At 72.3% G+C, this 14195-nt stretch carries 9 protein-coding genes; 4 read left to right on the plus strand and 5 right to left on the minus strand.

Going from position 1 to position 14195, the window contains the following annotated elements:
• The first annotated feature begins 156 nt into the window (after window positions 1-156).
• Window positions 157-1092: an ornithine carbamoyltransferase gene (argF, locus tag WME76_RS33660; RefSeq protein ID WP_437956325.1), complete on the plus strand. Its 936-nt coding sequence runs from the start codon at window positions 157-159 to the stop codon at window positions 1090-1092.
• Between the two features lie 18 nt (window positions 1093-1110).
• Here the strand turns inward: argF and WME76_RS33665 are convergent, their stop codons facing one another.
• A complete protein-coding gene (locus tag WME76_RS33665; RefSeq protein ID WP_437956326.1) occupies window positions 1111-1899 on the minus strand; it encodes an SRPBCC family protein in 789 nt (262 codons plus the stop codon).
• 863 nt (window positions 1900-2762) lie between these two features.
• Here WME76_RS33665 and WME76_RS33670 point away from each other — a divergent pair.
• Window positions 2763-3896 (plus strand): BON domain-containing protein, encoded by a 1134-nt coding sequence (locus WME76_RS33670; protein WP_437956327.1) that lies wholly within the window; start codon window positions 2763-2765, stop codon window positions 3894-3896.
• 12 nt (window positions 3897-3908) lie between these two features.
• Here the strand turns inward: WME76_RS33670 and WME76_RS33675 are convergent, their stop codons facing one another.
• On the minus strand, window positions 3909-6383 hold the full coding sequence (locus tag WME76_RS33675) for a hybrid sensor histidine kinase/response regulator (RefSeq protein ID WP_437956328.1): 2475 nt from the start codon (window positions 6381-6383) through the stop codon (window positions 3909-3911).
• A gap of 295 nt (window positions 6384-6678) precedes the next feature.
• Between WME76_RS33675 and WME76_RS33680 the strand changes: the two genes are divergently transcribed.
• A complete protein-coding gene (locus WME76_RS33680) occupies window positions 6679-7239 on the plus strand; it encodes a hypothetical protein (RefSeq protein ID WP_433929472.1) in 561 nt (186 codons plus the stop codon).
• 43 nt (window positions 7240-7282) lie between these two features.
• On the opposite strand, the gene WME76_RS33685 is transcribed toward WME76_RS33680, so the two are convergent.
• A complete protein-coding gene (locus tag WME76_RS33685; RefSeq protein ID WP_437956329.1) occupies window positions 7283-9040 on the minus strand; it encodes a hypothetical protein in 1758 nt (585 codons plus the stop codon).
• A 329-nt stretch (window positions 9041-9369) separates the two neighbouring features.
• Between WME76_RS33685 and WME76_RS33690 the strand changes: the two genes are divergently transcribed.
• Window positions 9370-11748 carry an AAA family ATPase gene (locus WME76_RS33690; RefSeq protein ID WP_437956330.1) on the plus strand — a complete coding sequence of 793 codons (2379 nt, stop codon included), beginning with the start codon at window positions 9370-9372 and terminating at the stop codon, window positions 11746-11748.
• 25 nt (window positions 11749-11773) lie between these two features.
• Here WME76_RS33690 and WME76_RS33695 read toward each other — a convergent pair whose 3' ends face one another.
• Together WME76_RS33695 and WME76_RS33700 are read right to left on the minus strand one after the other, a co-directional pair.
• Window positions 11774-12895 carry a DUF4419 domain-containing protein gene (locus tag WME76_RS33695; protein WP_437956331.1) on the minus strand — a complete coding sequence of 374 codons (1122 nt, stop codon included), beginning with the start codon at window positions 12893-12895 and terminating at the stop codon, window positions 11774-11776.
• A gap of 530 nt (window positions 12896-13425) precedes the next feature.
• Entirely contained in the window at window positions 13426-13695 is a 270-nt protein-coding gene (locus WME76_RS33700; protein ID WP_437956332.1) for a hypothetical protein, read from the minus strand.
• Window positions 13696-14195 lie beyond the last annotated feature (500 nt).

Raw genomic sequence — 14195 nt, forward strand, 5'->3', positions numbered from 1 at the left:
AGCGCGGTGTGCCGAGAGGGGCTCGACGGCGGATTGACGGCGGCGTCCCGGTCGTGCCACATCACGGCGGGCGCACGGCGCGCCCGACCGTCGCGGCTGCTCACGACCGCGGCGCGACAGCGTGCATCCGGACGGAGCGGCGCGGAAGGCGGGACCATGGCGAAGCGCGATTACCTCAAGATGACCGACATGACGCTGGCCGAGGCGCACCGCGTGCTCAGGCTCGCCACGCGCCTCAAGGAAGAGCCGAAGGGGCGGCGCGCCACGCTGCTCGCCGGCCACTCGATCGCGGTCGTCCTGGAGAAGGCGAGCACGCGCACGCGCGTGTCGTTCGAGGTCGGCATCGCGCAGCTCGGCGCCCAGCCGGTCGTGCTCAGCACCCAGGGCAGCCAGCTCGCGCGCGGCGAGCCGATCCGGGACACGGCGCGCGTGCTCGCCCGCTACTGCGACGCGATCGTGTTCCGCACGTCGTCGACCGCGCGGCTGCTGGAGATGGCCCAGGCGACCGTGCCGGTGATCAACGCGCTCTCGGACGACGGCCACCCGGTGCAGGTGCTCAGCGACATCTTCACGATCCAGGAGGCGCTCGCGGCGGCCGGGGACAGGAGCGGCATCGCGGGCCGGCGGGTCGCGTTCCTCGGCGACTGCTCGAGCAACATGGCGCGCTCGTGGCTCGAGGCGGCGCCGCTCTTCGACTTCCACCTCGTGCTCGCAGGGCCCGAGGGGTACATGCCGCCCCCCGACGAGGTCGAGCGGGCGCGGGCGACAGGCCACGTGACGCTCACGAGCGACCCGCGCGAGGGCGCGGCGGGCGCGGACGTGGTGAACACCGACGTGTGGGCGAGCATGGGCCAGGAGGACGAGGCGGAGCGGCGCCGCGCCGCGTTCGCCGGCTGGACGGTGAACGCGGGCGTGATGGAGAAGGCCGCGTCGCACGCGATCGTGCTGCACTGCCTGCCGGCGCACCGGGGCGAGGAGATCGACGACGAGACGATCGAGGGGCCGCGCTCGCGGGTCTGGGACCAGGCCGAGAACCGGCTGCACGTGCAGAAGGCGCTGATGCTGTGGCTGCTCGGCGTCGAGCTGGCCTGAGGCGGGCGGGCCCTCTCGTCAGGTTGCTCCCACGCCGCCGAGGCTCATGGGCTTGCCCTCGGCCGCGGCGGTCTGCTCCACGAACGACCGGAAGCCCTGGAGATCTTCGGCCATCGCGCGCTTCGGATCGGCGCCGAAGAGCCTCGCCAGGGCGCGGCCGAGCGCGCCCGCGGGCGGGCGATACGACATCCTGATCTCGACGCGGGTGCCGCCGTCGGGGGTCTCCTTGAACCGCACGACACCCTCGCTCGCGATCGCCTCGCCGGGAACGCTCCGCCAGGAGATGGCCTCGTTCGGCACGATCTCGGTGATGTCGGCGTCCCAGCGGAGCGAGACGCCCGCCGGGCCGACGGCGGTCCAGCGCATGCGGCCGTCACCCTGCAGATCCACGTCGCGCAGGTGCGGCATGAACCGGGGGAAGCTCTCGAAATCGATGAACGACGAGAACACCTCCTCGAGCGGCGCGCGCACCGTGAAGGTCTTCTGGAAGTCCACGGTCCGCCGCCCGGCCCCCGCGCCGAGGAGCCGCTGAGCCGGACGGACGGTGACGCTGCGCAGCAGCCTCGCCGACGCGCGCAGCAACCCGGGCCGGTCACGGCGCCCGAGCGCCCAGCGCGCGAGCCCGACGCCGACCGCGCCCGCCAGCGCGCCCAGGAGGGGCGCCCAGCTCCCCGCCATGCCGCGCACGAGCGCGCGGCGCCGCGGGCGCCAGCCCGGGGCGAGCGCTGATAACACACCGGCCCCGATGCCCACCGTGGCCAGGATGGCCGCCGCGGAAGCAGCGTCATGCGGCCTGGCTCGAACCATCGATCGCACCGAGCTCCCCGAGACATCCATGGCGCCCTCTCTCGCATCTCCCGCTGTTGTATCGAACCCTTGAACGCTCGATATGCGAGAACCTAGGCCGCCTCGGCACGGCCAGCATCCGGACAGGCGCGGAATGGGCAGTCAGGGTGTGCCTTAGGACGGAAGGCTCACGAAGACGAGCTCTTGCGCCGCCGATCGCGCGGTGCAGCAGAGGAGCGTGACGACGGCATGACAACCGCATGGAATGAGGTCCTGAGCAGACCGCCCCGGCCGGCCCCGCGCCAGGCGCATCGATGTGCGCTCTCGGGTGCGCGCTCGAGCCCGCCCGCTGCCCCGGAGCTGTTCCGCGCCGCCGGAGTGAGGCGGCGCCGGCTGGTTGTTCGACAGCACACCTCGAGAGCCTCCGGTGGTGCGTTCCTGGTGAACGTACCCTCGGAGTCTGGTCTGCAACCACCGTGCGATCGGCCGAGATCTGGGCAGGATCACAGCGGACTCATGGGGATTGAGGACGGAGGAACTCCCTCCTCTTGCAGCCGTTTTCAGCGGAGAAAATTGAACAGGGAGGCGGGGAGGCGGGGAGTGGTTTGAGGATTTTCCTCCCCGTCTCCCCGCCTCCCTGTGGTTTTTTCCCGAAGAATTCGAGGGGATGAGGGGATCTGATGATCCGAGCTCTCGTTCGGGATCGCCCCGGGGAGTAACGAAGGGTTCTCCCCGATTGCGAGTGAGGACGATGAGCCGCACTGTTACGACCCCGCGCAATGAGCTGGACGCGAGCTGGATGTCGAGCGCTGGCGCGAAGCTCCGGGACGCGTGGTCGAGACACACGGGACGTTGTTTCACAACGAGACGAAGGAGTTACCACCATGCGAAATAGGTTCGACAGGAACACCGAGTACGGGCGCGACGAGCGCGGCTGGGACGAGCGCCAGGGTCAGAGCGGCGGACGCTGGGACGAGCGCCAGGGACAAGCCGGTAGCTGGGACGAGCGCCAGGGCCAGAGCGGCGGACGCTGGGACGAGCGCTACGGGCAGTCCCGGAGCTACCTCCCCGAGCGGAGCTGGGGGCGCGAGGAGCAGCGCACCTCGGGCTACGACCAGGACCGCGACCACGGGTACACGGCGCAGCGCGGCTACGGCGGTGAGCACACGTTCGACCAGGGCCGCTTCGCCGGCGGGTTCGATCGCGATTACAACCGCGACTTCGGCGGCGATTACAATCGCGATTACCGCGGCTACAACCGCAGCTTCGGCGGCGACTACAACCGCAGCTTCGGCGGCGACTACAACCGCAGCTTCGGCGGCGACTACAACCGCAGCTTCGGCGGCGACTACAACCGCAGCTTCGGCGGCGACTACAACCGCAGCTTCGGCGGCGACTACAACCGCAGCTTCGGCGGCGACTACAACCGCGACTTCGGCGGCGACTACCGCGGCTACAACCGCAGCTTCGGCGGCGACTACAACCGCGACTTCGGCGGCCAGTACGGCCGCGACGAGGGCCGCGGCTGGGGACGCGACCAGGATCGCGACCAGGGCCACGATGCTGGCCATGACTTCGTCCGCACCGTCCGCGACGCGGGGCGCTCCGCGATGCAGAACGTCAGCGGCGCGCTGAACCACCTCGGAGAGCGCGTGCGCAGCGCGCTCGGCCGCGGGCCCAAGGGCTACAAGCGCTCCGACGACCGCATCCGCGAGGACGTGTGCGAGATGCTCTCGGACCGCGACGACATCGACGTCAGCGAGGTGACCGTCCGCGTGCAGAACGGCGAGGTCACCCTGGAAGGCACCGTCAACGAGCGGTACCACCGGCGCCTCATCGAGCAGATCACCGAGAACGTCCGCGGGGTCGAGGACGTCCACAACCAGATCCGCGTCAAGCGCGCCACCGAGACGACGACCTCGACCACCGGCTCGACCGCGACGACCGGCGCGACAGCCTCGACGGGCGCGCAGCAGGGCGCGTCTCGCCCGATGGCGAACGACGTCGCCCACCGCTGAGCCGTCGCCGGCTCACGGCCGGACCGCGAGATCCGCGATCACCTTCACCAGGCAGGACGGGTCGATCGGCTTCGGCACGTGCTTCTGAAAGCCGGCCATGAGCGCCCGCCTCCGGTCCTCGATCCGGGCATAGGCCGTCAGCGCCACCGCGGGGATCCCCCGGATCTCGTCCCTCCCCGTCGCGCGCACCTGCTTGATCAGGGCGTAACCGCTCTCCCCCGGCATGCCGATGTCGCTGACCAGCACATCGGGGCTCAGCCGCTCCAGGAGGCCCATGGCCTCGCCCGTCGAGCCGGCCGCGGTGACCTGCGCGCCCGTCGCCTCCAGCACGAACGCGATCATCTCCCGGGCGTCCGGCTCGTCCTCGACGAGGAGCACGTGGACCCCGCTCAGCGGCGTCGAGCCGTCGTCCTCGAGCGCGGCGGGCCGCGGCGCAGGCGGCGCCCCGCCCCGCGCGCTGGCGGGCGCGTCCTGCGCGGGGAGCGTCACCGTGAACGTGGCGCCCCTCCCCTCCCCCGGGCTCTCCGCCTCCACCGTGCCCCCGTGCAGCTCGACCAGGTGGCGGACGATCGCGAGGCCCAGCCCGAGCCCGCCGTACGCCCTCGTCGGCGACGAGTCGCCCTGCCGGAAGCGCTCGAAGACGTACGGCAGAAACGCCCCGGCGATGCCCTTGCCGTTGTCCGTGACCGCGATCACGACCTGGGCGTCGCTCCGCGCCGCCCGGACCGTGACCCGGCCGCGCTTCGGCGTGAACTTCACCGCGTTCGAGAGCAGGTTCCACAGGACCTGCTGGAGGCGATCCGGGTCGCCGCTCAGGTGGCCCAGCGCCTCGCCGAGCTCGACGCAGATCTCGATGTCCTTCGCCCTCGCGGTCGGCGCGAGGGTGTCCACGGCGGCCTCGATGACGCCGGCGAGATCCACGGTGACCGGGTTCAACCGCAGCTTGCCCGTGATGATGCGCGAGACCGTGAGGATGTCGTCGACGATCTGCGACTGCGCGTGGGCGTTGCGCTCGATGGACGCGATCCCCTGCTTGACGCGCTCCGGGGCGAGCTCCTTCTCCTTGATCAGCCGCGCCCAGCCCAGGATCGCGGTGAGCGGCGTCCGCAGCTCATGAGAGACGGTCGCGAGGAACTCGTCCTTCATGCGGTTCGCGTCCTCGGCCCGGAGGCGATCCTTCTCCGACTGGGCGAGCGCCTGCTGCTCGCGGCGGAGCAGATCCGCGCGCTCCTCCTCGAGCAGCTTCAGCCCGGTGATGTCGACGACGGCGCCGGTCAGGAACATCGTGGCGCGCGCCTCGTCGCAAAGGATGCGCCCGCGGTCGTGCACCCACCGGATCGCCCCGTCGGCGCGGACGATGCGATGCACGAGGTCGTACACGCAACGCTCACGGACGCACCGCTCGGTCATGGCGCGCACGGCGTCGAGGTCCTCCGGGTAGACGCGGCTCATCCAGTCGTCGACGGGCTGCGACGTCTCGCGCTCCTCCAGGCCCAGGATGCGGTTCAGGCTCGCGTCCCTCGTGTCAAACCACGTCGCCAGGTCGATGCGCCACGTGCCCACGTCCGCCGCCCACGCGGCGAGCCGCAGCCGATCCTCCCGGTCGCGGAGCGCGCTCTCGATCCGGAATCGCTCGGTCATGTCGACCGCCGAGCCGACCATGCGGATCGCCTCGCCGGCGGCGTCGCGGAGCGCGTAGGCGCGATCGAGCACGCGCGCGATCGACCCGTCCCCGCACACCACGCGGTACTCCGCCGACCAGCAATCGCCGTCGCCGCGGAGGACCTGCTCGAGGCCGCGCGCCACGCGGTCGCGATCCTCGGGGACGATGCGCCCGAGCCACCACCAGCCAGAGGGATCCGTCTGGTCGGGAGCGTAGCGAAACAGCTCGTAAAAGCTCGCGTTGCGCTCGACGAGATCGGTCCGGATGTCCCAGTCCCAGATCGAGTCCTTCGTGGCGCGCGCGAGGAGGCGGTACCGCTCGCGCTCCACGTCGGCCTCGAGGCGCAGGCGCGCCGCCTGCTCGTCGACGCTCGCGGGCGCGGCCTCCCCGCCCGGCTGCGCTGGCTCCGACGCCGGAGCCTCCTGGGGCGCCCTCCGGGCGACGGCGGCGAGCGCGACCGCCGCCTGGTCGGCGAGCGCCGACAGCAGCCAGGCCTCGTCGTCCGTGCCCTCGGCCGAGCGCGCGACCGCGAGCACGCCGGAGACGCGGTACTCGACGATCAAGGGCGCGGTGGCGACATGGGCCGCCCCGCGCAGCGCGCGCGCGATCCCCTCGGCGAAGTTCGGCTGAGCGACGTCCCGGAGCTCGGCGAGCAGCGCCGGGTCGAGGCCCAGCGCGGACCGCACGACCGGCCGATCCTGCTCGTCATTCAGGAGCAGCACGGCCCTGTCGGCGCCGCTCAGCTCCCTCGCCGCGCCGAGGACGGCCTCGTGGATCGCGCGCGCGGAGCACGCCCGCGCGATCGCGCGGCTGACCTCGGTCAACGCGCGAATCTGTCGGAATCGTCTCCTCTCGGGATCAAACACAGACCGACGCGCCTCGGCGCAGAAAAGAGGGATTGCTCGCGAACCACGGACGACGCCCCCTGACCGGAACAGCCGAGCGCACACGGGGAGCGCGGCGCCGCGGCCGCCCCGGAGAACGGGCGCGCGGGATGCCTGCTGCGGAGCTGTACAGCGTGTCCTAAGGGCCCGCGGACACGCCCGCCAGCCGCGCCGCGGGCGGTCTGTCGCAGAAAACTTGGCCCGATCTCCGGAAACTTGCGCAAACACGCGCTGCGTGGATTTCCGCGACGCACCGCCCGAGCTCCTCCTGGCCGTGGCCGGCGCGGCGCTCTTCTTCGGGCTCGTCCAGACGGTCCGGCTCGCGTGGCGGAGCGCCCGGCAGCGGCGCCGGATCGAGCGCATCCGGGAGCAGGGCGCCGCGGGGGAGGCGCGGGCCGAGGCGCTCCTCCGCGAGCTCGGGTACACGATCCTCGGCCGGCAGGTCGCGGTCTCGTATGGAGTCCAGATCGACGGTGAGCCGATGACGGTCGGCCTCCGCGCCGACTACCTCGTGGCGCACGGGCCGAGGCGGTATGTCGCCGAGGTGAAGACAGGCCGGCTCGCGCCGCGCATCGACACGCCCGCGACGCGGCGGCAGCTCCTCGAGTACCGGCTCGCGTTCGACGTCGACGGGGTGCTGCTGGTCGACGCGGAGGCGCGGCGGGTGCATTCCGTGGTGTTCCCGCTGCCCGGCGCGGCCGCGGCGCGCGAGCCGCCCGGCGCGCAGCTCGCGTGGTTCCTGGCGGCCGTCGTGGCGGGCCTCGTGGCCGCCATGGCGGCGCGCGCCGCGTGGTGAGGCGTGATGGCGCGCGCCGCGTGGTGAGGCGTGAGGAGGAGGACTACCGCGCAGCGCGGGCGCGGCGCCTGCGGCCGGCGAGCAGCAGCAGGCCGAGGCCGAGCACGCCGAGCCTGGCCGGCGAGCCCTCTGACGTCGCGCCGGCGCGGCAGGCGCAGGACGAGTCGGGCTTGCCGATGCCGCCGCCGTTCCCGCCGCTGCCCGCGGCGCCGCCGGCCCCGACGGTGGCCGTGAGATCCGGCGGCGGCTCATCCAGGAACAGGCCGCCTCCGTCTGTCCCGCTGCTCGTCGCGGTGGGGCCGCCGACCGGCGGCTCGCCGCAGGACCCGTTCGTGCACGGCGCGCCGCCCGGGCAGACGACGCCCGCGCACGCGTCGGCGCAGCTCCCGCCGACGCAGACCTGCCCGGGAGCGCAGGTCTTGCCCTCGCAGCCGGTGTCGACGCAGCGGCCGTCGGCCCCGCACGTCTTGCCGTCAGGGCAGGTGCGGCAACCGCAGTTCGACTGGCAGATGCCGCGCTCGCACACAGTGTCCTCGCCGCAGTCGATGGTGGCGCAGAGATCCACGCACCGCCCGAGCTGACACTCCTGGTTCGCGGGGCAGACGACGCCGTCGCAGCCGCCCACGCACGTGCCGCCCACGCAGACCTGGCCGCCCTCGCACGCGACGCCCACGCACGCCTGCTCGACGCAGAGGCCCTCCTCGCAGACGAATCCGAGATCGCACACGACCTCGCCGCGGCCGCAGTACGGCACGCACGCCCCGCGGTTGCACACGAGGCCTTCCTCGCAGAGCCCCTCGCCGTCGTCGACCTCGCCGTTGCAGTCGTTGTCGATGTTGTCGCAGCGCTCGCTCTGCTCGCCGGGCTCGAGGACGGGCAGGCACTCGGTCACGCCGTCGGTCGCGCAGCCCGTCCTGCCCACGGCGCACGCGCCGGTCTCGCCCGTGTCACAGACCTGGCCGCCGCCCTTACAGGTCACTCCGGTGATGTAGTAGACGAAATCGTTGAAATCGCCGTCGTTCGTGTACCCGCCCTGGCTCCCCTTCCAGCTCGTCGGGGTCACGGGCAGGTCCTCGAAGGCGACATAGAACGCGTCGGGCGAGGCCGTCGACGTGTAGATGAGCGTGGTCACCCACGGCTCGTTCGGCGTGCAGTTCGTGCAGACGGTGTTCAGCTCGCGCTGCGAGAACTTCGTCTGGGTGCAGTAGGTGCCCGCCTTGCCGATCAGCGCGAAGCCGACGAGGCCGCCCTGGTACCGCGGGTCGTTGCGGATGTCGGCCGCCGAGAACTGGGTCGGTGTCCAGTCGTGCTGCCCCGCCTGGGTCGTCATCATCGTGGCCAGCGGGCAGAAGTCGTTGTCCTCGCACCGGAACGCGACGGACGTGTCCGCGGGGATCAGCTCGTAGATCTGGTTGTCCGGCGGGCGCATGCCGCTCGCCGTCGCGTTGTACCAGCCGAACGCGACCTTGCACCCGCCCCCGCGCAGCACGAGCTCTCCCGTGAACCCGCAGAGCGGCGAGAAGACGCCCGGCTCCGTGCTCGCGTCCGCCACCGGATCGATGTCCTCCCCGCGGTACATGAAGAGCCCATCGAGCGTGACGGCGTCCTCCGGGAACCCGCGGCTCGTCACGAGGCCGAGCTCGGCATCTCCCACCGGCGTGGGCAGCACCGTGCCGTCGAGCTGCTCGACCGCGGCGCTGGCGGGCGCGGCCCCCGCGAGCGGCGCGAGGGAGAGGAACAACGAGAGCGCGGCTCGCGTCGCGCGGCGACGAGGCATGATGAAGAAAGGCGTTTGCGGCATGCCCGCCACTCTACACCTGCCGGCGAGCTCACGGTGTATAAGATTCCAGCGCTCCACAGCGTCGTAATTGTGCAGCAGGGTTGCTTGTGCGTCGTCGCGCGCGCCTGATTTGACGCATGCTGTCACCACGGCGCATGGAGTTGCGCTGGCCGTCGCGGGCGGTTCAACGACGCGCCGGGGTGAGCGGGGAGAGGCTTTGTTAATGCTCTTGCCGGCCGCGGCGCGGGGCCGTTGAGGCGGAGTCGGAGCGACGTTTCCCCGGCGCGCGGGCGCGGGGCCGGGGTGTGGTAGGCTGACGCGCTCCGGCTGCGGCCGGCCACCGCCGCCGTATGACCAAGAAATCGCTCCGCGTCTATCTCATCGCCCACCACGACGGCCGCGTCACCGGCATCCTCCTCCGCACGTGGGCATTCCTCTTCGACCGGCCGGCGCCGTCGGCCTATGGCGCCTCCGAGGAGGACGTGCTGCGCAAGATCGAGCTCGAGCTCCACGCGCGCATGGCGACGGGCGAGGACGACCTCGACCGTTATCTCTGGGACGAGTCGTTCGAGGTGCGCACGCTGGCGGTGGACGTTCACCCGCAGACCACGGTCAAGCGGACACCCGTGGTGGGCCAGGGCCGGATCCCGCTGCGGCTCACGTACCTCGCGAGCAAGCTCGCCGAGGGTGGTTATCGCGTGATGCTCCCCCGCTTCGGCTGGTCGGTGATCCTGGAGGATCTCTCGATCGCGCCCGAGGTGCTGCGCCAGCTCGTCACGAGCGCGCTGATGGGCGAGTCCCCGCGCTCGCTGTTCGATTTCCGGCGGGAGGGAGACGAGCACGTGCGCCCGTGGTCGCCGCGCCTCGCGTCGCGCGCAGAGCGCTCCGCCCGGCGCGCGGGCGACGAGCGCCCCACGCTCGGCGCCGTCGCCGAGGACCTGGTCGAGAAGGCCGCGCGCCAGCGGCTCCCGCTCGCGGTGGGCGAGTCGGAGGAGCTGGAGCAGGCGCTGCCGCTGTTCGACGTGGCGGAGCTCGCGCCGGGCGCGCCGCTGCCGTCGATCCTGCTGGTGGGCGGCCCCGGCGTGGGCAAGACGACCTGGGTCCACCGGCTCGCGCGGCGGTTCGCGGGGTGGCGGAGGGACAAGGCGCGCGCGCGATCGCCGGGCCTGTTCAGCACCTCGGCCGACAGGCTCCTCGCCGGGATGACGTACCTCGGCATGTGGCAGGCGAGGTGCCTGAAGCTGGTGAGCGAGCTGTCGCACGAGGGGGATCTGCTCCACGTCGGCGCGCTGCTGCCGCTGCTGCGGCCGCAGCCGGACGGCGCGTCGATCGGCGACGTGCTCCTGCCCGCGCTGCGCAGCGGCGAGGTGAGCCTCATCGCGGAGTGCACCGAGGCGGAGCTCGAGGCGTGCCAGCGGCGCGCGCCCTCGCTGGTGGCGTGCTTCCAGATCGTGCGGCTGCGCGAGCCCGACGCGGCCGCGGTCCCGGCGCTGCTCGCGGAGTACGAGGCGCGGAAGGACGCGCGCGTCCGGCTGCACCCGGCCGGCAAGAAGCGGCTGGTCCAGCACCTCGCGATGTTCCGGCGCGACGTGCTCTTCCCCGGCAAGGCGTTCCGCTTCTTCGACTGGCTCGCGCAGGAGGCCGCCAATCGGGCCGGCGCGGAGGCGCGGCCGGCGGCGGGGGCGGCGACGCGCGAGCTGTATCCGCGGGACGTCTCCGAGGCCTACGCGCGCCACTCGGGGCTGCCGATCGAGCTGATCGCCGACGAGATCCCGGCGAGCGCCGGGACGATCGCGCGCGGGCTGAAGCGGCGCGTGATCGGGCAGGACGAGGCGTGCGACACCGCGGCGCGCGTGCTCGCGCGCTTCAAGGCCGGGATGAACGATCCGGAGCGCCCGTGCGGCACGCTGCTGTTCGCCGGCCCGACCGGCGTGGGCAAGACGGAGCTCGCGAAGGAGCTCACGCGGTTCATGTTCGGCGACGAGGGGCGGATGATCCGCCTCGACATGAGCGAGTACCGGCTCCCCGGCTCGTCGGCGCGGCTGCTCGAGGCGGGGCCCGGCGCGACGACGCTCGCGCAGCGCGTGCGGCAGGAGCCGCTGTCGCTGGTGCTGCTCGACGAGATCGAGAAGGCCCACCGCGAGGTGTTCGATCTGCTGCTCGGGATCCTCGGCGAGGGCCGGCTGACGGACGAGGACGGGCGCCACGTCGACTTCCGGATGGTGCTGATCGTGATGACCTCGAACCTCGGCGTCGCCGATCGGCCGCCGGTCGGGTTCGGCGGCGGGCGCGACGGCGAGGCCGGCGCGGCGGGCGCGCTGGACGGCGCGCTGGGAGCGTCGAGCGCGCACCACGCCCGACGCGCGGCGCCGGCGGGCGTGCGCGAGCACTTCCGGCCGGAGTTCGTGAACCGCATCGACCACGTGGTGCAGTTCCGGAGCCTCGGGCGGGACAGCGTGCTCAGGATCGTGGATCTCGAGCTCGCGAAGGCGGAGGCGCGCACCGGGCTCGTGCGGCGCAACCTGCGGCTCCGGGTGCTGCCCGAGGCGCGGGCGTGGCTGGCCGAGGCGGGGTTCGATCCGAGGCGGGGGGCGCGGCCGCTGAAGCGGGTGATCGAGGAGCGGGTGATCACGCCGATCGCGGCGCGTATGGCGGAGGATCCCGGGTGCAGGGATCGAGAGGTCGTGGTGGCGGGCGGGGGCGCCGGGATCGAGGTGCGGTTCGGGTAGCGCGGCCGTCGGAGGGGCGCTCCGCTCAGCGCGCCTCGGCGGGCTGCTCGGCCTCGGATCCGGGCTCCCCGTGCACGATGGCCCACACGAACTCCGGGATGAGCGCGAGCGAGTGCTGGTCCTGCGTGACGCCGATGAGGCCGCTGATGAACTCCAGGGCGTGGTCCTGGCGCTGCGCGTCGGTGAAGCGCAAGGGCGCGCTGGTCAGCCCGGGCGGGAGCCGGGCGAGCCCGGGGCCCTCCGGGTTCGCCAGCGCGGAGAGCGGGTTGCGCCGGGCCTCTGCGGCCTTCCAGCGATCGTGCCAGCCGTCGAGGGACGAATTCGGAATGAAATGGTCGGCAGGCCAGGCGCGCAGGTACGGGAAGAGCACGTGGATCCACCCGGTGAGCTCGTCGGCGGTGTTCTCGTACCGGAAGAAGGCGCGCCAGAACGCTGGATCGGGGCGGCCCTCCGCTGAAGCCACGATCTGGTCGAGCACCGGCAGGAGAGCGTGAGTCCAGCGCTCCGCGCCGAACGGGCCGAACGCCGCCGCGCGGTGGCGCACCCAGCGCCAGTCGTCCGCCGTGCCGAGCAGGTAGATGCGCGGGATTCCAGGGTCCGGAAAGCTCATGTCCGCCGGGAAGGGAGGCTGCCACTCGAAGTGCGGCACGAAAGGCGTCATCACGGTGAGCTCCGAGGCGACGCGCTCCACCGGTCCCGTGGTCGAGAAGCCGGCTGTCACGAGCTCCCGCAGCTTGCCGACCCGCGCGGCGACCTGGGCGGAGAAATCCGAGAATGCGACGGGCCACGGGTTCACCTCGCCGAGCGTGAAGTCGGGCCGATCGATCGTCAGCTCGAAATCGCTGTCGTCGAGGAGGATCTGGCGCCGCTGCTCCTCGCTCGCGGCGACGTGGAGCGTGAACCCCCGGGCCAGGCAGAACCAGAGCACGTCGGGCGAGAGGACGAGGGGATACCGCTGGGTGAAGGCCATGGTGGCCGCCTGGACGAGCGGGTGCACATCCGTGCGTCCGACGAGGGGCAGGCGGTGGCGGTAGGCCGCCTCGACGGAGGAGACGAGCAGGCTCTGCACCGCCGCTTCCTCGTCGAACGCGGGCAGCGGCGCCGTCGCAGGCTTGAAGTCGGTGACGGCGATGGTCGTGACGCTCATGGCTCCTCGCTCTCCTGGCCCTGCGCCACGGCTCGATGGGCCAGCGCTGCCCGCTCCAACCTCGTACACAAGAGCGCGGCGCGAGACAACTCGCCGCGGCGGCGCGTGCGCAGCGAGCCGGCTCAGCCTTCGATTCGCGCCGGTAGCCGTCGATTGACGCCGAGCGCGCCGACGCACGACCGTGCGACCAGCGCGGTAGATGAAACGCAAGAAAATTCACTTGGGCAAGAATATTTCAGCCAGGTTGACGCGCCTGCACATGCATTCGAGGAATAGGCTACCTGCGCGGCGGGTTGGCCGCGATCGCCGCGCCTGTCGCGTGTCGCGCTGAACGCATGCTCGGATTCGCGGCGGCGTCTCGACGGGCGAGCGCCGCAATGAGGCGAGCCGTCGCGGATCCGAGGTGCGGGGATCGCCGGTTCAGAGGCGGCTCCGAGGCGATGCGCAGCGGGCGGAGCAGGACGCCACGGGACCGGAGTTGCCGCCGCGGGGCGCGCGGGCGAGGCGCTTGGCAACGCACGAGTTTCGCGTCAATCATGGTTCATGAGGTCGTCGCGGAGCCGTTCGTCGTCGCCATCCAGATCGATTCGTGCGGACCTGCGCGCCCAGTCGAAGAGCGCAGGCAATTTCGCGCATCCCTCGACGGGCACCAGCAGCCCGTCCGGCAGCACGACCGCGCCCGGCGCCATGAACCAGGCCGCGGCCCCGAGCCCGACCCCGAAGGCGGGCGCCTTCTCCGACTGGGATCCCGTGACGCGGAAGAGCGTGAGCCGACCGAGCTCGCCCGGCCCGACGACCACGACGACCGCGCCTTCGGGAAGTCAACTCGGGAGCGCGACGACCGGCAACAGCGGCCCCAATGTCGGCCAGGCGCCCACCACTGCGCCGAGCTCGCCCACCGTGACGCCCAGGCCGCCGGCCTCTCCGGTCAACGTTCCCCCGAACCAGAGCGCGATGCCTGGCAACGGCGGGTCGCAGTCCCCTGGGCTCCCCGGCTCCAGAACGCCCCCTGTCAGCGCTGGAACCCCGCAGACGCCGGTCAGGCCTCAGTCCGCGCCTTCCGGCGGCGGCCTTCCCCAGGGCCCCACGCCACGCCCCAACCCGACGCCTCAGAGCCTCGGCAATACTCCCACCCAGCCTCAGGCCACCCAGACCCCGGTCAGGCCTCGATCCGCTCCCTCCGACAACAGCGGTATTCCCCAGGGCTCCACGCCACGGCCCAACCCGACGCCTCAGAGCCTCGGCAATACTCCCACCCAGCCTCAGGCCACCCAGACCCCGGCCAGGCCTCGATCCGCTC

The sequence above is a fragment of the Sorangium sp. So ce119 genome (genome assembly GCF_051524405.1).
Lineage (GTDB): Bacteria > Myxococcota_A > Polyangia > Polyangiales > Polyangiaceae > Sorangium > Sorangium cellulosum_G.